The organism is Hymenobacter ruricola (assembly GCF_015694525.1).
Classification (GTDB): domain Bacteria; phylum Bacteroidota; class Bacteroidia; order Cytophagales; family Hymenobacteraceae; genus Hymenobacter; species Hymenobacter ruricola.
Genome location: NZ_JADQDM010000003.1, coordinates 68,827 through 89,161 on the forward strand (window position 1 = coordinate 68,827; position 20,335 = coordinate 89,161).

Here is a 20,335-nt window from a genome sequence, read left to right on the forward strand (position 1 = left end):
TTCCCCGCACGGGCCTCGCGCTCTTGTCCCACCAATTGGGGAGGCGCCGTGGGGCCGGGGTTTGCGGCTTTTCGTGGTCCACGTCGGGCCGGCAGCCGCCAGATAGGCGCAGTACTGCCGAGGGAATCAGCAGCGAAAGAAGGGTGTAGGGTGAAAGAAGGGTTATTTTTTGCGGGGTAATTTTCGTTGTAGCTTTTGCATAGCCGCCGCGTAGCGCTGGCCCAGCAGCCGGGCCGAGGCGGTGTTGAAATGCGTGTGGTCGCCGATGTCGGCCGTGCCTTCCGCGGTGATGAAGTCGTAATGCGGCACCTGTTTTTGCAGCTGCGCCACGGCCTGGTTGATGCGCAAAGCGGCTTGGTTGGTTTGGGACTGGCCGTCGGGGCCGGGCTTGTTTATCTGGAAAGCGGGCAGTTGCCCGGCCACGAAGGGCACATTCGGTGCCTGCAGGTCCGTTCGCAGCCGTTCTATCAGAGCCTTAAGCTTGGCCTGGTAGGCGGCGCTTTTCTCCGGGTTGCTGTCCGACTCGCCCTGGTGCCAGATGATGCCGGCCAGCGTGCCCGTTTGCAAGGCCGTTTTGGCGCGTGCCAGGGCGTCGTCGTAAGGGTGGCTTTTGGTGTCCGGGAAGTAGGCGCCGGGCATCCAGAAATCAATGCCGGAGCCACCCACCGCGCCCGGAATCAGCCCAACGGTAACGCTGGTATTCCGGGCCGCCATCAGTCGGCCAAAGGTGAGGCCCGGGCCGACGCCAGCCACGGGTTTGTCGAAGTGAATGGGGTCTTTGGCTATTTCCCACTGCCCGGCGGGGCTAAGGCGCAGCACGTGGCGGTTGGGGAGGGTGTCCTGGGATTCCACCGCGCCGCGCCCGGCCATGTTCGACTGCCCAATCAGCAGGTACAACTGAAATTTCTCTTTCCGAGCCGGCGGCGCTACTACCTGCCGCAGCCTGGGTTTCAACACCTGCGCCCGCAGTCCCGCGGCGGGCAGCGCCAGCAGCAGGAGTTTCAGCAGTATCGGGCGGGGGCGGGGCATGGCTGGGGGTAGAGACGCAAAATATTGCGTCTCGTCGTTGCTGATGTTGTTATAACTGCGCGGGTTGGGCGGTTCTGGTCGTCCAACGTGGGGCGTTCAGGCGTCGTCGTTCAACGACGAGACGCAAAATATTGCGTCTCGACATCGTTCAATTAGCGCTGGTCGAAGAAATCGGCCAGGTGGTACATCTGCTGGTTCAGTTCGCGCATCTTGTCGAGCAGAGGCGTGTAAGGCTCCAGGTAGTTGTCCACGATGCCTTTGTTGGCGTTCGTGTTCGAGGGCTCGGCGCCCACAATGGTGGGGTCGTTGTCCTGGTACTTGAACCAGTGCCAGCCCACGCAATTCTTCGATTCCAACAGGCCCAGCGTGAAATTCTGGTAGAACAGGCCACGGTCGGCCTGGGTCTTCACCACCCAGCCGGCGCCGGCGGTGTTGGCCAGGCCGGGGGCGTCCTCGCCCTTCACGTACCACTCCGTGACGATGAAGGGCTTGCCGGCGAAAACTTCCCAGTCGCGCACCCAGGTTTTTTCGGGCGTCCAGTTGTTGTAGTAGTTGATGCTCACCACGTCCAGGTACTTGCCGGCCACCTTCATCAGCTCCGGGTAGTAGCGCTGGGCACCGTGGAAGCGGCAGCCGAGGTACAGGTGGTTGGGGTCGTACTTCTTCAGGGCCTTGGCCACGATGGAGAAGTACTTATCGGCCGCGAAAGCCAGGAAATCCTGCCGGTTCTGGTCCGTTATGGTTTCGAGGGTGATGCTGCGCTCGTCGGCCCATTTTTTGGCGGCTACGTAGCCGGGCTCGGTGGTGGGCAGCTTGAGGTAGCCGTCGAGGTTTTTGCGCAGCAGCGGCATTTCGTTGTCGGAGAAATAGCCGAAGAGATTCTTGTCCTTTTTGTTGCTGGCCAGGAATTTGGCGCGCTCTTCCACGTACTCCTCAAAGCCGGGGTCGAAGGTGAAAATGACGTCGTTGGGGTAGCCTTTGTGGCCGGGCTGCACGTAGGTGCCGCCGCGCTTGCTGCCGTAGCCGCTCATCAAATCCAGATTGATGGTGTAGGCCAGCGGCTGGTCGACCCGAGCATTTTCTGCCTGAATTTCCTTGGTGGCCGACCAGGCGCCCGCGCCGTTGAAGCCGTTGGCGAAGAAGAACTTGCGGGTGGCGGCCATCCAGCCAGCGCGGTCGCCATACTTATCTGCCAAGGCTTTTTTGGTGCGCTCCGAGCTGCCGGGCTGCACGTCGTTGGGGGCGTTGTGCAGGAAGTAGTAGCCGTCGGGGTCCACGGCCCACCAGCGGCCGGCTATTTTTTCCACGTGGAAGTAGCCGGTGGCTTTGGTCTTTTTGTCGAGGCGCCCGCCGTATTTGTCCAACTTCACGGTGGCAGGCTTGAAGCCCTGCAGCGTGGCCACGGCACGCGTGGGGTAGTTCTTGTATTCCGAAAAGCCCGCTTTGCCGTCAACCGTGGAATTGTTGATGGTCTTCTTGGCGGCCACGCGCAGGGTGTATTCGGCGCTGTCGCGGGAGGCGGTTTGGGCGTTAGAGGTGAGGGCGCATAGCACAAAGGCGGCTGTCAGCAGGCGCAAGGCCTCACCCCCCGGCCCCCTCTCCGGGGGAGAGGGGAGGGCAGACGCAAGTTTCGTTGAACACTCCCCCTCTCCCCCGGAGAGGGGGCCGGGGGGTGAGGCGTACGCTTGGCGAATTTGATTCGTCGCTTCCATCATTTTCCGTCGTATTTCTGACCCATCTGCCGGTAATATTCCTGCAGCACGTAAAATGCTTTCTTCTTCACGCCGGTGCTTGAAATCAAACCTTTGCGGTTGAAGCCGTTCTGGTACACCGGGTGCTGGCGGCGGGTGGCGCGGAAGTCGGCCAGAATCCAGGGCGTCATGCCGCGCAGGCCTTTTATCGTGCTCAGCATCTTGAGCTGGTTCACGTAGAGGGCCTCCTGGTACTCCTCGCTCCAGCGAGTTTCGGCGTCGCCGTGATAGCCGCCCAGCGCGTCGCCGCCAAACTCGCTAATCATCACCGGCTTGTTGTACTTGATGTCGAAAGTGTACTTGGTGATTTCGCTGGGTTTGCCGCCCCAGTACCAGCCGGCGTACTCGTTGAAGCTGGTCAAATCCAGGAATTCGCCCAGCGGGTCGTCCACGTGAATCACGTTATCGGGCGTGCGGTGCAACTCCAGGGCAGCCGCAATGAGGCGGGTGTCGTCGAGGCTGCGCGCCTTCTTCACCAGGTTGGTCATGAAGGCGAGGCGCGGGTCGCCCAGTGGCGTTTCGTTGCCCACCGACCACACCACCACGCTGGCCCGGTTTTTCCCCATCGAAATCAGGTCCGAAAGCTGGGTCTCGGCGTTTTGGTAGGTGGCGGGGTTTTGCCAGGCAATGGTCCAGTACACGGGCACTTCGGCCCAGACCAGCAGGCCCATTTCGTCGGCCAGCTTGAGCATGGTTTCGTTGTGGGGGTAGTGGGCCAGGCGCACGTAGTTGCAGCCCAGCTCCTTGGCCCAGGTGAGCAGCATGCGCAGGTCGCCCTCGCTGCGCGCCCGGCCCGGAATCAGCGGGTTTTCGTCATGCATCGAAATGCCGCGCATGAAGGCTGACTTGCCGTTCAGCAAAATGTCTTGCCCCCGGGTTTGGATGGTGCGGAAGCCGATGCGGTCCTGCACCGTCTCGTTGCCATTCGTGAGCGTCACGGCGTACAACTTGGGGCTCTGGGGCGACCATAGTTTCAGCTTCTTCGCCGGCAGGCTGAAGCTGGCGCGGCCTTCGCCGTCGGTTTTCAGCGTTTGCTTAAGGCCGGCTTCGGCGATGTTAAGCGTCACGGGTTGGCCCGCTTTTCCGGCGCCGTCGAGCTGCACGTAGCCGGCCAGCTGGGTCAGGTTGTCCTTGGCCAGCTGCACTTTGTAATCGACGATGAACGTCTCGGGCGTTTCGGCAATGAAGACGTCGCGGGTGATGCCGCCGTAGTTCCACCAGTCGGTGTTGATGGTCGGCACGGCTTCCAAGTGGCGGGTGTTGTCGGCCTTCACCACCACGAAGTTGTCGCCGCTCGGGTTCAGCTTGCCCGTCACCTCGTACTGAATGGGGGTGAAGCCGCCCTGGTGCATGCCCAGCTTCTTGCCGTTCAGGTAAATGTGCGACTCGTAATTAATCGCCCCGAAATAAATAAAGTAGCGCTTGCCGGCCGCGGGCTTTAGCTGGAAGCTCTTTTTCAGCCAGATGGTGCCTTCGTAGTACAGCAGCTTGGGGTCCTGCGAGTTCCAGTCGCCCGGAATCTGCATCGCGGCCGAGTGGTCGAAGTCGTACTCAATCAGCTCGGGTTCCTGGGCGGTGCTGGGCTTGGCGTTGTCGTAGTACCCGCCCTTGCCGCTGGCTGATTTGTCAAAAGCCTCGCGGCGGTAGTCGTAGAAGCCGTTTTCGTAGGGGTCGATGATGTAGTTCCAGCTGCCGTTGAGGCTGAGCACGCGGCGGGCCGGGGCGTTCTGGATGAGGCTGGTTTGGGCGCGGGCCGCCGGCGCGGAGACGCTGCCCACGACGCCCAGCAGAATGGCCAGCAGCATCATCTTCAACGGGGTGGGAAAGGTCATAATCAGAGGGAAAAGAAAGGACTGCGGTTAAAAAGCGAAGTGATGAAAGCCGGCTTGGCCCCAGCCCTTGTAGTGGCCTCGCGGGGTTGCGCCAACCTTCACCACTCGCTCACTCACCAAGGCTTATTTATACCCATTGTTCTGGGTCAGGATGGGGTTGGTCTGGATTTCCTGCACCGGAATGGGGAACAGCAGGTCGTCCTGGTCAATTTTATTCGGCGTGGTGCCGGCCGCCGCGGTGCGAATGAAGTAGGCGTTCATCACGGCGATGGCGCGGCCGGTGCGCACCAAGTCGAACCAGCGGTGGCCCTCAAAGTTGAGCTCCAGGCGGCGCTCCAGCTCGATGCGGTCGCGCAGTGCGGTTTGGGTGGTGGCGGCGGGCAGGTCCACGGCGGCGTTGGCGGTGGCCACGGGCAGGCCCCGCGAGCGGCGGATAACTTGGTTGACGGCCGTCAGGGCCGGGGCGGTGGGGCCGGAGGCCTCGTTCACGGCTTCGGCGTACATGAGCAGCACGTCGGCCTGGCGCAGCACAATCCAGTCGTTTTCGGCGTCGGTGGCGCTGGTGGGCGTGTCGATGTATTTCTTGGTGTAGTAACCCAGGGTGGTGGCGGCGCCGGCTGGCAGCACGTAGGACGTGGCGGCGCGCAGGTCGGGCAGGGTGGGCGTAGACGCGGAACTCGCCGTGAAGGCGGCTATCAGGTCATTATCCACCGTGTTGAACTGCTGGCCGGTGAAGGCCGCCCCCAGCAAAGCCGTAGACTGCGTGGTGCCATACGCCGGCATAAACCACGTGGTGAAAGCGCTGCCCAAGCCCAGCGTGCCCTTGGTGTAGCGCGCCGCGAAAATGATTTCGCTGTTCATCTCGTTGTTCGTCGCGAAGATGTTGGCGTAAGTGGCTTGCAGCGCATAAGTCGAGCCCGTGGCCAGGAGCGCGAGCTTGTCGGCCGCGGCCTGGTACTTCTGCTGGGTAAGCAGCACCTTGCCAAACAAGGCCGTGGCGGCACCCTTGGTGGCGCGGCCCAGGTTGTTGCCGGTTTGCGTCACGGGCAGGTTCTTTTCGGCAAAGTCCAGGTCCTTTTCAATCTGGATGTACACGTCTTCCACCGCCGCCCGGCCGAACGGGTAAGCGTCCTGAATGGACTGGATTTCCTGGGTCACCAAGGGAATTTTGCCCCAGATGCGCACGGCGTTGAAGTAAGCCAGCGCCCGGATGAAGCGCACCTCGCCGTAGTAGCGGTTGCGGGTGGCGTCGGTGAGCTTCACGCCGCCGGCGCGGCTCAGGATGAGGTTGCAGCGCGCAATGGTGCGGTAGGTCGAGAGCCAGTAGCTCTGGATGTGCTGGTTGTCGGCGAAAAGCGTGAAGTCGTTGAACTCATTCAGGCGCTCGCCCGAGGTCACGGTGTAGCTGTTGTCCGACGGGATTTCGGCGAAGATGAACCAGCCGCGGCTGCCGCCCCCGCGCCCGTACAGGTCCTGCAAAGAGGAGTAGGCCGCCGTCACGCCGTTGAAAACGCTCAGCGAGTCGGTGTAGCTGTCGGCGGTGGGAATGCGCGTGGGGTCGTCCAGCTCGATGAAGTCCTTCTGGCACGAGCTGGTGCCCAGCGCGCCCAGGCCCATCAGCGAGGCAACGGCAGCTCCCGAGAAAAATTTATTGAAAGTCATGGTGGGAATTGGTTAATGTTTGGTGGGAAAGCACGTCATGCAGAGTAGGCCGTCATGTCGAGCTTGCCGAGACATCTCGCGTGGGGTAGTAATTAGTTTTCCGCGGCGAGATGTCTCGGCAAGCTCGACATGACGTTCTTCTTTGCTGCGCTTTGCACAAGGTTCTAGAAGCCGACCTGCAGGCCCAGCGTGACGGTGCGGTTCATGGGGTAGGAGCCCTGGTCCACGCCGTAGGTGGGGTTGGTGGTGTTGCCGTAGTTGTTGGCTTCGGGGTTGTAGCCCACGTACTTGGTGAAGGTGTACAGGTTCTGCACCGCGGTGTAGATGCCGGCGCTTTGCAGGCCGGCTTTCTTGGCCCAGCCCACGGGCAGGTTGTAGCGCAAGGTTACGTTGCGGATGCGCAGGAACGAACCGTCCTGAATGAAGTAGGAGTTGAACACCGTGCGCAGCGAGCTGGCCGACGTGGCAAAGGGCGTTTTGCCGTCGCCGGGGTTTTCGGGGCTGCGCCAGCGGTCCACCAGCTGCACGCGGCCGTTGGTTTGGCCGGGCGAGTTGAAGGTGTACCGGTCGCCGGCGTAGAGCACGTCGTTGCCCTGCGAGCCCTGCAGCGTAACGGCCAGCGACAAGTCTTTGTAGCCGAAGGTGTTTTGCAGGCCGTAAGTGAAGTCGGGGAAGGGGTTGCCGATGACGCCCACGTCGAGGGTGTTAATCTGGCCGTCGCCGTTCAGGTCCTTGAACTTGAAGTCGCCCGGCTGCACGGCCAGGGTGCTGCCCGTCCACTTGGGGCTGGCGTCCACGTCGGCTTTGTCGCGGTACACGCCTTCCTGCTGGTAGCCGTAGAACACGCCCAGCGGCTGGCCCGGCACCACCCGGATGGAGCTGGTGTAGCCAAACACGGCGTCGAACGTAATCTGCTCGTTTTCGCCGGCCAGCGCAATGACCTGGTTGCGGTTCAGCGAAAGGTTGGCCGACGTGCTCCAGGTGAAGGGGCCGTTCACGATGTTGGCCGTGTTCAGCTGGAATTCCAGGCCGCGGTTGCGCACCTCGCCCACGTTGGCCAGCGCCCGCGACGAGTAGCCGAGGATGGACGGAATGTTGCGGTTCAGCAGCAGGTCGGTGGTGTTGCGCTGGTAGGCGGCCACGGTCAGGTAAATGCGGTCGCGGAACAGGCCGAAATCGAAGCCGGCGTCGAACTGGGTGTTGGTTTCCCAGCCCAGGTTGCGCAGGGCCAGGCCGTTGGGTGCGAAGCCGTAGTTGCGCACGCCGTTGCCGGTGCCAAACACGTAGTTGGCGGCCGTCTGGTAGCTCTGGTAGTTGTAGTCGCCGATGTTGTTGTTGCCCGTCACGCCGTAGGAGGCGCGGAATTTCAGCTCCGAAATGGCCGGAATGGCTTTGATAAAGGTTTCCTCACCGGCGCGCCAGGCCAGGGCCACCGAGGGGAAGGTGGCGTAGCGGTTGTCGGGGCCGAAGCGCGAGGAGCCGTCGGTGCGCAGCGCGGCCGTCAGGATGTAGCGCTCCTTAAAGGCGTAGTCGACGCGGCCAAACAGGGAAACCAGCGAGTTGGCCGAGTAGGCGGTTTGGCCGAAGAGCTGGCCGGCGGCCGTGGCGTACTCAATGTCGGGGGTGGTGTAGGTGCCGGTCTGGCCCAGCACGGTGCTGCCCTCGTTCTGGTTGTACTGGGCCGAGTAGCCGGCCAGCACGGTCACGTCGTGGTCGGCGCCGAGCTTGCGGTTGTAGGTGGCCGTGTTTTCCCACACCCAGTTCAGGTTGGTGCTGTTCACCTGCCGCGCGTCGATGTTGTTCAGAATGGGCGTGGAGAGGTTGGCGCCGGCGTTGTTTACCGTGCCCAGCGTGGCCGGCACGTAAATGGCGCGGCGGTTATTCACCAGCTCGGCCCCGAAGTTGGTGCGCAGGTTCAGGCCCTTGAGGATTTCAAAATCCAGGAACGCCGAGCCCAGACCGCGCACGGCGGTGGTGCGGTCCTTGTAGAGGTCGATGGTGGCCACGGGGTTCAGCAAGTCGCCGGGCGTGGTGAGGCCCGAGCCCGAGTTGCGGATGGCGCCGTAGTCGCCGTTGGCCAGGCGCACGGGCACCACGGGCGGCAGAATCAGGGCCGCCGTCACAATGGCCGTTTCGCCGCCGGGGCCGCCGCCCGAAATGTTGCCGCCGTTGTAGCTGCCCGAAATCGGCTTGATGTCGGTGCGCGAAAAGTTGGGGGCCAAACTCAGGCCCAGCTTCAGCTTCTTGCTCAGCTGCGCGTCGTAGTTGGCGCGCAGAGCAAAGCGGTCGAAGCCGGTGTTTTTGATGACGCCCTGCTGGTTGAAGTAGCTGCCCGAGATGTAGAAGCGCGAATTGTTGGTGCCGCCCGAGGCCGACAGCTGGTACTGCTGCTGCGAGCCGGTGCCGAAAATCTCGTTCTGCCAGTTGGTGTTGGGCAGCTCGGGCGCGCCCGGCGCCAGCTGGGCCGGCAGGGCCCGGTTGCCGTTCCGGAAGGACTCGCGCAGGTAGTCCAGGTACTGGTCGCGGTCCATCAGGTCCACTTTCTTGGCCACCTCCACCACCCCGGCGTTGGCCGTGAAGTTGAAGCGGGTCTGGCCGTCGTTGCGGCCGCGCTTGGTGGTCACAATCACGATGCCGTTGCCGCCGCGCGAGCCGTAGATGGCGCAGGCCGCCGCGTCCTTCAGAATCTGGATGCTGGCGATGTCGCCGGGCGGAATCTGGTTGTAGCTGTCGGCGTTGTTGAGCGGGTAGCCGTCCACCACGTACAGCGGCGAGTTGCCGGCCGAAATCGAGCCCAGGCCCCGCACGCGAATCACCGCGCCCTGGCCGGGCTCGCCCGAAGGCTCCGTAATCTGGGCGCCGGCCACCAGGCCCACCAGGGCTTCGGAAGGCGACGACACCGGAATCAGCTCCACCTGCTTGGCCGAAATCGAGGAAATGGACGTGGCCAGCAGTTTTTTCTCCTGCACGCCGTAGCCCACCACCACCACTTCCTCCAGCGCCTTCGAGTCGGGCGCCAGCGAGGCGTTGATGGCCGTGCGGCCGCCCACGCTTTCTTCCTTCGTCAGGTAGCCCACGAAGGTGAAAATCAGCGTCGCGTCCTCGGGCGCTTTGATGGTGTAGCGGCCGTCCACGTCGGTTTGGGTGCCGTTGGTGGTACCCTTCACGATGACGTTGACGCCGGGCAGGCCCGCGCCTTTCTCGTCCAGCACGCGGCCCGTGATGGTGATGTCGGCCTGCACCCCCCGCGCCAGCGGCAGCGGGGTGGCCAGGGCCAGGGTGGGGGCGCTCAGCCCCAGGCTCAGCGCGGGCAGCAGCACCAGGGGCCGCAGGTAGCGCCGAAAATCGGGTCGTAAAATGTCCGTCATGTGGTGGGTGGGTTTGGTGACGATGGGAGGCCGCGGCGGGCGGTAGGGGGGGCGCGCGGGCAGAGCAAAAGTGGCCTAGCGCCACTGGCAAGCGTGGTCAGTGAAGACTTACCCAGCCGATTGCCCTGCGAAGTACCGGATTCTTCTCACCGATTGCACCTCGCCGACAGGTCTTTATTTACGCAAACGTTTTCACCCGCCGTGCTCAAAATGGCGGTTTTCCGGCCCCCAACTGTTAGGTTTGTATGTATTGCGGCTTTGCCAATTGTTATAGAAAATTGCCTTTTCTTCTCGTTCGTATCTCCATTCTCCTGCCATGACGCCCGTGAATCTGAAGTCGCTGGCCGAGCAACTCAACATGTCTATCGCCACGGTTTCCAGGGCCTTGCGCGATAGCCACGAAGTGTCCGACGCCACCAAAGCGCGCGTGCGGGCCCTGGCCACGGCCCTCAACTACGAGCCCAATGCCTACGCCAGCAGCCTGCGCCGCAACCTGAGCAAAACCATCGGCGTGGTCATCCCCAAGGTGGCCAACCACTTCTTCGCCCTCGCCATCAACGGCATCGAGGAGGCGGCCCGCCAAAGCGGCTACCACGTCCTCATCTACCTCACCCACGACGATTACGCCCGCGAAGTGTCCATCGTGCAGCACCTCAAAGGCGGCCGCATCGATGGCCTGCTGATGTCCGTGGCCAGCGGCACCGAGGACTTTGCCCACATCAAAAGCCTACAGGAAACCAACCTGCCCATCGTGTTTTTCGACCGTGTGTGCGCCGAAGTGGCCACCGCCAAAGTCACCACCAACGACTACGAAAGCGGCTACCGCGCCACCGAGCACCTGATTTTGGCCGGCTGCCGGCACGTCGCCCACTTGCTGATTTCCAACAACTTGTCTATTGGGCAGTTTCGCCAGCAGGGTTACCTCGACGCCCTGCAGGCCCACGGCCTCACGCCCGACCCCGACCTCGTGCTGCACGGCGTGATGGACAACGAGCAGAACGTGGCCCTCATCCGCGAGCTGCTGCTGCGCCGGCCCGACATCGACGGCGTGTTTGCGTCCGTTGAGCGGCTGGCCATCAGCACCTACCACGTGTGCAAGGAGCTGGGCCGCCGCATTCCGGAAGACGTAAAAATCATCGGTTTCTCCAACCTCGAAGCCGCCGCCCTGCTCGACCCGCCGCTGTCCACCATCACCCAGCCCGCCTACGAAATCGGCCGCGAAGCCGCCAAAATCCTGCTCCGGGCCGTGGAAAAGAAGAAAGCCGTGCTGCCCGCCCAGAGCATCGTGCTGGAGTCTACGCTGTTTGAAAGACGCTCCACCGCTTCAGAATAATAAAGCTGCTCAGGAAGTAAAAAGTAAATAGACCGTCCTGCTGAGCGCAGCCGAAGCACCTTTACTGCGCAAGTATTTAGTTACTATTCGGTAGAGATGCTTCGGCTGCGCTCAGCAGGACGTTCAAATAGTTTGAAGAAACCTAAACGGCTTTAATTTCAACACAAAAAGGCCCCGAAATAGAATTTCGGGGCCTTTTTAATGACTTGCTAAGTCGGCGTTACTCAATAACTACGCGCTTCGTCAGCAATTCCTTATCGGCTTGCAAGCGCAACGTGTACACGCCTGCGGACAAGTTCCGGGTGTTGAATTCCGCCGTGGCGCCGGCCGCACTCAGCCTAATGGTGCGCGCCTGCACCGCCTGGCCCAGCGCGTTGAACAAGGTGGCGCGCACCGCAAACTGGCCCGCCAGCGGCGGCAGCAGCACCGTGAAACTGCCGTGGGCCGGGTTGGGGTAGAGGCTCACCGTGGCCGCGCTCAGCTCCGCCCGCGCAGCCGTGACGGCCGCCGGGCTAAACACGAGGCTAAAGCGTCCGTTACCAGCAGTCAGCGTGTTCAGCGTGAACGGGTAGCGGCTGCCAACCGCCAGCAGTTGCTGGGCACCGGTCAGCGCATCGCGCAAATACACGCGCGCCGACCCGAAATTGCCCAAATCAGCTACCGCAAGGGCAAACGTGCCAGCTTGCGGCACGCGCAGGCTGAGCGGTACCACCACATCCGTAGTCAGCGGGGCCAGGGCGTTGATGGCCAGCGGCGTGGCGCCGGCCAGCGAGGCCAAGTCCAGGCTGGTGGGGTTGGGCAGCTTGGTAGCGTCGAATTCGGCATCTACGCCGGCCGTGGCGCCTTGCTCGAAGTACACGTAGGCGTCGTCCTGCAGATTGGCCCCGCTCAGCGTGAGGCGCAGCAGGGGGCGGGCATCCACGGTGCCGCGCCCGAAGGCAGGCTGGGCGGCGAAAGTGGTGACGCGGTTGGCGTTGGTCAGGTTCACGGCGCCGGGCGTGCCAGGGGCCGAAACGCGGGCGAAGTAGCCCGAGCCGGCCACAATCAGCGGGGAGGCGCCCACGCCGTTGGTGTAGGTGCGGTAGGTGCCGGCGTACTGGCCGGTGCTTTGGTACACGTACATGGCCGCGTCCATGCCCGGGCGCTGGGCCGGCGTCACGGTGTTCCAGTCGAGGGGCGAAGGGTAGGGGTTGCCCAACAGCTGCCAGCCGGCGTCGGCATCGGGGCCGTGGTTCAGGGTACCGGAGTTTTGCGCGCCGTTGTTGAACGTGCCGGTGAAGGCCACGGGCGCGCTGGTGGCGGGCATGTTCACTGTGTAGCCGTGGGTGGGCTGCATGATGTCAGAATCCATCGCGGGCGAGAACCAGCCTTGGTCAAACGCTCCATAATTGGACCTAACGGCCCCCACCCGGCTTTCCTCGTAGCCAAACACCGTGGGGAAAGGCGACACCGCGCTGGGCGTTATGCTGGTGTTGTAGTCCGTGTTAAATGTGGGCGAAAAGCCCGCCGTGGCTACGCTGCCTAGCGGCGCACTGGCTACTGGTGAGCTGAAATGGCGGTAGGCTGGCCCGGTCACGCTGCTGGTGATGGCCCGCTGCAGGGTGCCGGCGCCATTCACCACGCCACCGGTGTTGTCGAGCAGCGCTGTGCCCGCCGCCGAGGACAGCAGCGTGAAAGCCTGGCCCCCGGTGTTGAGGTTGCCGCTTTGCAGGCGCGCCACCTGGGCCACGCTCAGGGGCTGGCTCAGCGCCAGGGTGCGGTCGGTGGCCAGCGCGGCGGTGTTGTTTACCGTGAGGCTGCGCACGGTGCCGGGCAAGCCAGTGCCGGTTACCTGCGGGCCCGTGCCGTTGTAGGTGTAAAGCGCATCGGCAGAAAAGCTGCGGCCCGCCAGCTGAATGGCGCCGATGGCACCAGTCGCCGCAATGCCGGCCGGGTCGCAGATGTGCAGCTCGGCGCCGGCTTGCAGCTCGAAGCTGCCCGCGCCGCTCAGCGTCTGGCAGTTGGTGATGAGCTTGCCGCCCGTGAGCACCTGCACCGTAGTTGCCACCGTGGCGTTGAGCTGCAGGGTGAGGGTGCCGCCGCTTTGCACCGTGATGCTGTTATAAACGCCGCCGGCCGCCATGCTCTGGCCGTTCAGCACCACCAAATCCGGTCCCGTCACGGCGTTGCGCAAGGACTGGATGTATGTAATATTGGGCGTGCCGAAGCCATAGCCCCAGTTCAGCGCCGTGCTGCCCGAGGCGCTGGCCTTGCCCGTGCCGTTGTAGTCGGCTACGGTCTGGGTGGGGTTCAGGGGATAGACAAACTTGCTCGGGCTGCCGCCGTTGTCCAGGTCCGGGGCGGCCATTTTGTAGTTAGGCGTGGCCGTGTAGTTGGCCGTGGTGCCGGCCGGCACCGAGCCGCCCAGCGCCAGGCGCGTGGCAAACGTGTGAATTGCCCCCGTCACGCCCGCCGCGGGCGAGCCCGCGGCCTTAATCATCACCATGTCGTACTGCGTGATGTTGAAGTTGGTAGCCAGCGGCGTAAGGTAGGTGTTGTTGCCGAAGAAGAAATCCAGCGTGAAGTCCGAGGCGTCGTAGTCGGGCACGTAGCCCGCGGGGCCGCCCAGCTGGCGCAGCACGATGGTGGTGCCGCTGCGCAAATCCGCCCACAGCGCGTTGGTGGTGAACTGGTATTTTCCGCCGGTGTCGGCCGTGCCGTTGCTCTCAAAGTCCTTCACAATCATGCCACGCACGTCCAGGTGGTCCTGCACCACCAGCAGCTCCACGGCGTCGAGGTTGCCGGTACCGTCGTTCGAGCCGTTGTAAATCCGGTTCACCACGATGGGCGGGGCCGTGGCCGCCAGTCCGCGCAAGGTGTTGATGTAGGTGATGTTGGCGGGGCCAAAACCGTCGCCCCAGTTGCGGCTGGCGCTGGTCGACGTCAGCACGTTGGTGCCGTTGTAGTCGGCCGTGCTTTGGGCCGGGTTGGTGGGGTACACGAACGCGCCCGTGCCCAGGCCGGTGCTCAGCAGCAGCTTGGGACTGGCCACAGCCGCGTACAGGGCCAGCCCCGTGGCGTTGGTGGCCAAGGCGTGCACGGCGTTGTCGGTGCCGCTGGCGGTGCCGGTTTTCAGCAGCACCATGTCGGTTTGCGTCAGGTTGAAATTTTGGCCGGCGGGTGCCAGCGCGTCCAGGTAAGTGCTGTTTTCCATCAGCAGGTCGATTTTGAAATCGGCCGGGTCCACGTCCTCCGCGTAGCCCGTGATGCCGGACGTGAGGCGGCGCAGCACGACGGTGGTGCCAATGCGCAAATCTTTCCACAAGGTGTTGTCCTTGAACTGGTACTTGCCGCCGTTGTCGAGGGTCAGGTTCGATTCAAAGTCCTTTACTATCAGCCCGCGAATGTCGAGGTGGTCCTGCACCACCAGCAGCTCCACGGCGTCGGTCGCGCCGTCCGAAGTCGAGCTGCCGTTGTACAAGCGGTTCACCACGATGCCCGAAATAGGCTGTTCGGCAAAGGTAATTTTCGAGAAGTTGAAGCTGCTGGCCACGATGTCGAACTTGAGCGTGGCGTTGGCGTCGGCGCTCAGGTACACGTTGTTGAGTACCAGGTCCTGAAAAGCCTGGTAGCCGCCCGTGTTGGGCACGCTTATCAAGCCGGTTTTGTCCACGTCGTTCACCGACAGGCGCAGGCTGCCGCCCGTGGCGTTGCCCGAGGCCACCCGCACCGTGACCCGGTACAGGCCACTGCGCAGCACATTCACCGAGTATTTCAGCCATTCGCCGTTGGCCGAATAGCCCACGTTGCCCAGGCCTTCGCCGCCGTTTTCAGTATCAACCGACTCCCCGGCGCGCGGCACCGAAGGGTCGAGGGCCGCGCCGCGGTTGGCCACGTCCGAGTCATTGTAAGCCACGCCCTGGCCGCCGTTGTCAAACTCCACGGCCTTCACCACACCCGGAATCACGGCATTGGTGCCGGTGAAGGGCGTGCGCACGCAGGCGCTGACTTGCACGTAGTTGGCCTTGGTCACCACGATGGTTGTGTCGGGGTTCACCAGCGTCAGCGTGACGGTTTTGTTGCCCGGCGTGGCGTAGGTCACGGCCGGCGGGTTCTTGCCGGTGCCCACGGCCGGCGTGGCGCCCGCGCCGAAATCCCAGGTCAGGGAGGTGGCTTCACCCAGCACCGTGGCCGCGTAAGTCACCGCCTCCGGAGCCACGCAAGTGAAGGTTTTATCAGCCGAAAAAGACGCCAGCGTAAACGTTTGCCCAGGTTTGAGATACGTCGGCGGCAACGTGTTCTGCGCGTGCTGCAGCGAGTACACAATCTTGCGCGTGAGCGCGCCTTGGGCATCAAACAGCAGCACCAGCGTCGACTGGGCGTAGATTTTGTCGTTGTAGGAGTTGTTGATGCCGGCCGGCACGTTGATTTTGAGCGCGTTCGCGCCCGGCACCGTATTGCCGTTCAGCTGCACCGTGAAATCGTAGTCCGTCGCGTCGCTTTCGTTCAGTATCATCACCGCCGTGGTGCCGTTGTCGGTGCTGCTGAGCACTTTCACCAGCGCCTGGTTGTCGGTGGCATTCAGGTTGGTGCCGTGCAGGTTTTCCGCCACCAGCATCTCGTGCCAAAACGCCGAACGCGGCTTAAACGTGGTGGGCGTGCCCCCGTCGATGTAGCCCAAGTCGCCGGTGCCGCGCGCCCCACTGCCCTCGTGAATGGACCAGGGCATCATCGACACGGCCTCGTACTTCATGCCCACGCCAAACACCTCGGCCCAAAACTGCCCGTTCAGAAAGGAATGCACACCTACGCCTTCCACCGTGTTCACGGTCGGGTTGGCGTAGTCCACGTTGAACTCGGTGAGGGCCCAGCGCAGGGCGTTGGCGCCGGTGCGGTTGTTTTTGGCGTTGGCCGCCGCCATCAGGCCCAGCAGGTTGTTGACGTTGGTGGTCAGGTTGTTGGTACCGCTCACCACGCCGGCGCGGGTTTGCGTGCCGTTGAAGGGATAGGTGTGGAAGGAAATGACGTCGATGTAGTAGCGGCCGTTGGCATCGGTACCGGTGATGTCGTTGGCGCCGCCCACCAGCGCGGGCATGTAGCCGCCGCCATACGAAGCATTTTCCGGCCCCACGGTCAGGATGGTAGGGTCCACGGCCTTCATGGCCGAAGCGAAGGCCTTAATGTAGGCCTCCACGCCCGCAATGCTCACCGGATTCGGCTGCGAAGAATTGTTCAAATCGGGTTCGTTGCCGATAATCCAGTATTTCACGTGGCGTTGCATCGTGATGTTGACGTGCTGCACCACCTGCGCCGCCTGCGCCGCCGTGAACCGGCCGCGGCCTTCCGATACCTGCACCATGGGCTCGGCCCCGATGCGCCGAATGGAGTCAATCAGGGCAATGTACTGGGCGTTGGTGACCAGATTAGAGTTCACCCCGTTGCCGCCGATGCGAATCATTTGCACCTTCGACTGCTTCACCAGCGGCCACAGCCGGTCGAGCTGCCCGTTGAATACCTGTGTGCCCAGGGCCGTGGGCAGCCAAGCGTTCTGGCCGGCGAGGTAGGGCGAAATGGCCTGGCCGTGGGCGGCGCTCAGCGCGAGCCAGCTCAGAAGGAGCAAGGATAGCAGTCTTTTCATAGACGAGTGGGAATTTTTGGGGTTGGGAAGTCGGGCGAAAGGCGCGGCGAAGGCGCGTTGCCGGTGGGACAGTGCCGGGAGGTTGCGGTAGGGCTCGGAAGCTGTTGAAAAGCGTTTCCGGATTTCTACAAGGCCGTAACCAGCGTTGCGAAGGCAACAAAAGCGGCACTAAGGCACCTCAAGAAGTAGTGGCCGGCCAGTGGCGTAGGGCAGGAGGGAGCAGCCAGCAGAGAGGGGCCAAATGAGTCGAACAGGCCGCTAAAGGTATTCGCCGACTTTCCCTAAAAGCGCAGGACATACCCAATTTATCTACGAAAACGTTTGCGGTGATTCCGCGTTTTTTCTCGCCTAGAAATCCCGCTCGGTGCCGCCGGGCAAAGGGCCGCAAAACAGAAAGGCCCGTTCCAACTGCTTGGAACGGGCCTTTCTGTTTTGCGTGCGCGCGGGGAGATTCGAACTCCCACACCCGAAGGCACCACCCCCTCAAGATGGCGTGTCTACCAGTTTCACCACGTGCGCAAAAGGCAACTAAACCGGGCAATTCGGCCGAAACCGGCTCCGCTGAGGCGGCGAAGCGGGTGCAAAGATAACCGGCGAATTTGGCTCGCGCCAAACATTGGCACGGCTTTTTCATCAAACCGCCATTGTTCAGCTGTTTACCTTGCGGAATCGTGGCGCTGCCACTGCCGCATTGTTCACCTTAGCCCTCTCTTTGCGATGAATTCTTCCGAAAATCCCGCCCCCAATTCTCTTTTCGGCCGGATGGCCAGCGCCATTACCACGTTCACGGGTTCCACCATGGCCTTCGTGACGGCCGTGGGAATTGTGCTGGTATGGGCGGTTTCCGGGCCCTTGTTTCATTATTCCGAGACCTGGCAATTGGTCATCAACACGGGCACCACCATCATTACGTTTCTGATGGTTTTTCTCATTCAGCGCGCCCAGAATAAAGATTCCCTGGTGCTGCACCTCAAACTCAACGAACTGATAGCCGCCACCAAAGGCGCCAGTAACCGCCTTATCAACGCCCAAGACTTTTCCGAAGAAGAAATCAAGCTGATGCACGACTTCTACTGCGCCCTGGCCGAACTGGCCAAAAAAGACAACGACCTCGGCAAAACGCACTCTATCGAGGAAGCCGAGGACAACCACAGCGAAAAGCTGGCCGCGCACATGGAGTGAATGCATCAGCAGTAGAAACGCAAAAAAGGCTGCCGCATGTGTTGCGGCAGCCTTTTTTGCAACCTAAAACGGTGAGCCTATTCGGCCTGAATGAGCGGCGAGTCGACCACGTGCTCCGACACGAACCACACCTGCATTTCGTTGGTGCGGATGAGCTGGCTCACGATGAGGTCGTTGGTGCCGTCGTCGCCGGACTCGTCGGCTTTGTCGGCGTAGTCGTGGCAGTTTTTGAGGAGACGCTGGTGGGCGTCGAGCAGGCGCGACACCTGCACGGGAGCCTCCTCACGGTCGCGCGGCACGCGCGGAATGCTGCTGAGCTCGGCCACGTCGTGGGCCATGGCCACGGCCACGCCGCCCAGAATCTGGATGCGCTCGGCAATGGCATCTACCAGCGTGGACTGCTCTTCATAATGCTTGTCGTAGAGCAAATGCAGCTGGTAGAAAGTGGGGCCCACCACCTGCCAGTGGTGTTTTTTATACATGTCGCGCAGCGTGATGGTGTCGGCCAGCAATTGGTTGAGGCCGGTGACGCTTTGCTGGCGGGTCTGCTCGTCGAGGCCAATGGGCAGGCGCTGGCTCACGGTGCCGTAGCGCTGGGTGGGCGCGGGGGCGTTGTTTTGCTGGTTGAGCACGGGCTGGATGTCGACGGCGGCGTTGCTGCCGGCGCCTTTGCCGGTGTTGCTGCCAGCGTTTTTGCCGGCGGCCGGGGCCGACTGTTTAGCAGCCGTGGCTTTGGGCGCGGCGGTTTTGGCGGATGATGCCATAAGGGAAAGGGCAAGTGAGGTGAAAGAAAACCGGAGGCTTCCGGCGTCAAAAAAACTATTCCTGCGTACGTAAAGCACCCTGCCGGGTTAAGCCCGGCGGCCCGATTTTGCGCCATGAACGACCCCGCCGCCACCGAACCCCGCTTCGTGCTGCACCCCGAGCACCACCTCACCAGCTCCGCCATGCTGCAGGACGTGGTGATTGGCCTGTCCGACGGCCTCACCGTACCCTTTGCCCTGGCCGCTGGGCTGAGCGGCGCCGTGGTTTCCTCGGGCTTGGTGATAACGGCGGGGCTGGCCGAAATCGTGGCCGGCAGCATTGCCATGGGGCTGGGCGGCTACCTGGCCGGCCGCACCGAGGTGGAGCATTACCAAGCCGAAGGGGCCCGCGAGCGCCGCGAAGTGCGCGAGGTGCCCGACGTGGAGCGCGCCGAAGTCGACGAGCTGCTGGCCGAAATGGGCCTCTCCGCCGACACCCGCGCCCGCGCCGTGGCCGAGCTCACCGCCGACCCCGAGCAGTGGGTGAAGTTCATGATGAAGTACGAGCTGGGCTTGGAAGAGCCCGACCCCCGGCAGGCGCCCAAAAGCGCGGCCACCATCAGCCTCTCGTACGCCGCGGGCGGGCTGATTCCGCTCAGCGCCTACTTTTTCACGGCCACTCCGGCGCAGGGGCTGGGGTGGTCGGCGGCCATCACGCTGGTGTGTTTGCTGGTGTTCGGGTTTTTCAAAAGCCGGATGACGGGCCAGCCGGCCGTGGCGGGCGCGATTAAAATGGCGGTGGTGGGGGCGTTGGCGGCGGCCGCGGCGTTTGGCATTGCGCGGGCCGTGAGCCGGTAGGAACGCGCCACGGCGCGTTCAGCAATGGCTGTTCAACTGTTTACAACAACCGAACGCGCCGTGGCGCGTTCCTACAACCTATGGATTTCAAGCTACCCAAAACGCCCGCCGTTTTCGTCAAGAACAAGTCGTTTCGTTTGTCGGAGGTCGACCCAGACGACACCGCCCCCTTCGAGCACCACCCCGACGAGCGCGAGGACGTGCTGCCCCGCCTGCAGGCCCTGCGCCAGCGCCTGAGCGAATTACAGGAGCTGCTCTACGCCGAGCATTCGCGCAGCCTGCTCATCGTGCTGCAAGCCATGGACACCGGCGGCAAAGACGGCGCCATCGAGAACCTGCTCACGGGCGTGAACCCGGCCGGCGTGCAGGTGGCCACGTTCAAAGCGCCCACCACCGAGGAGCTGAAGCACGATTTCCTGTGGCGCATTCATGCCCAGGCACCCAAGAAAGGGCACATCGGCGTGTTCAACCGCTCGCACTACGAAGACGTGCTCATCACCCGCGTGCACGGCATGATTGACGAAAAGACCTGCCAGGAGCACTACGAGGACATCAACCACTTCGAGCAGCTGCTGACCCGCAACGGCACCGTCATCCTCAAGTTTTTCCTGCACATCTCGAAAGAAGAGCAGGCCGGGCGCCTGCAGGCCCGGCTGGACGACCCGGCCAAAAACTGGAAGTTCGACCCCAATGACCTCAAGGAGCGGGCTTATTGGGACGACTACCAGCAGGCCTACGAAGACGCCCTGCGCCACTGCTCGTCCAAGGAAGCGCCGTGGTTTGTGATACCGGCCAACCACAAGTGGGCCCGCGACCTGGCCATGTCGGAAATCGTGGTGGCGGCCCTGGAAGCCATGAACCCGCAACCTCCCAAGGTCGATTTCGACCCGAAGAAAATGGTGGTGAAATAGCCCCGGCCGGGGCCGTTGGTTTAGGAATTTGAGCGGACTTTTGCGGTTT

Annotated in this window: 11 protein-coding genes and 1 tRNA gene; 4 read left to right on the forward strand and 8 right to left on the reverse strand. The window is 62.8% G+C overall.

All coding sequences use genetic code 11. The annotated features are described in order from the left end of the window. Positions 1–162: 162 nt before the first annotated feature. The 5 genes from I2H31_RS08385 to I2H31_RS08405 all read right to left on the reverse strand — a co-directional run bounded on the left by I2H31_RS08385 (position 163) and on the right by I2H31_RS08405 (position 9,642). Complete coding sequence (locus I2H31_RS08385; protein ID WP_196292578.1) at positions 163–1,029, reverse strand: sialate O-acetylesterase; 867 nt, start codon at positions 1,027–1,029, stop codon at positions 163–165. Positions 1,030–1,181: 152 nt separating this feature from the next. Beyond that, complete coding sequence (locus I2H31_RS08390; RefSeq protein ID WP_196292579.1) at positions 1,182–2,606, reverse strand: agarase; 1,425 nt, start codon at positions 2,604–2,606, stop codon at positions 1,182–1,184. A gap of 134 nt (positions 2,607–2,740) precedes the next feature. Continuing rightward, on the reverse strand, positions 2,741–4,612 hold the full coding sequence (locus tag I2H31_RS08395; protein WP_230687598.1) for a glycoside hydrolase family 2 protein: 1,872 nt from the start codon (positions 4,610–4,612) through the stop codon (positions 2,741–2,743). A 123-nt stretch (positions 4,613–4,735) separates the two neighbouring features. Then, entirely contained in the window at positions 4,736–6,274 is a 1,539-nt protein-coding gene (locus I2H31_RS08400; RefSeq protein WP_196292580.1) for a RagB/SusD family nutrient uptake outer membrane protein, read from the reverse strand. Positions 6,275–6,438: 164 nt separating this feature from the next. Beyond that, on the reverse strand, positions 6,439–9,642 hold the full coding sequence (locus I2H31_RS08405) for a SusC/RagA family TonB-linked outer membrane protein (protein WP_196292581.1): 3,204 nt from the start codon (positions 9,640–9,642) through the stop codon (positions 6,439–6,441). A 316-nt stretch (positions 9,643–9,958) separates the two neighbouring features. On the opposite strand from I2H31_RS08405, the gene I2H31_RS08410 reads away from it, so the two are divergent. Continuing rightward, positions 9,959–10,975: a LacI family DNA-binding transcriptional regulator gene (locus tag I2H31_RS08410; RefSeq protein WP_196292582.1), complete on the forward strand. Its 1,017-nt coding sequence runs from the start codon at positions 9,959–9,961 to the stop codon at positions 10,973–10,975. A gap of 220 nt (positions 10,976–11,195) precedes the next feature. On the opposite strand, the gene I2H31_RS08415 is transcribed toward I2H31_RS08410, so the two are convergent. Next, entirely contained in the window at positions 11,196–16,592 is a 5,397-nt protein-coding gene (locus tag I2H31_RS08415) for a carbohydrate-binding protein (RefSeq protein ID WP_196292583.1), read from the reverse strand. A 437-nt stretch (positions 16,593–17,029) separates the two neighbouring features. Next, a tRNA-Leu gene (locus tag I2H31_RS08420) sits at positions 17,030–17,111 on the reverse strand. 198 nt (positions 17,112–17,309) lie between these two features. Between I2H31_RS08420 and I2H31_RS08425 the strand changes: the two genes are divergently transcribed. Then, complete coding sequence (locus I2H31_RS08425) at positions 17,310–17,774, forward strand: low affinity iron permease family protein (protein ID WP_196292584.1); 465 nt, start codon at positions 17,310–17,312, stop codon at positions 17,772–17,774. A 77-nt stretch (positions 17,775–17,851) separates the two neighbouring features. On the opposite strand, the gene I2H31_RS08430 is transcribed toward I2H31_RS08425, so the two are convergent. Continuing rightward, entirely contained in the window at positions 17,852–18,538 is a 687-nt protein-coding gene (locus I2H31_RS08430; protein ID WP_196292585.1) for a Dps family protein, read from the reverse strand. 114 nt (positions 18,539–18,652) lie between these two features. Between I2H31_RS08430 and I2H31_RS08435 the strand changes: the two genes are divergently transcribed. Both I2H31_RS08435 and I2H31_RS08440 read left to right on the forward strand, forming a co-directional pair. Further along, positions 18,653–19,375, forward strand: coding sequence for a VIT1/CCC1 transporter family protein (locus tag I2H31_RS08435; protein ID WP_196292586.1), 723 nt, complete (start codon positions 18,653–18,655; stop codon positions 19,373–19,375). An 80-nt stretch (positions 19,376–19,455) separates the two neighbouring features. Then, a complete protein-coding gene (locus tag I2H31_RS08440) occupies positions 19,456–20,286 on the forward strand; it encodes a polyphosphate kinase 2 family protein (protein WP_196292587.1) in 831 nt (276 codons plus the stop codon). The last annotated feature ends 49 nt before the right edge of the window (positions 20,287–20,335 follow it).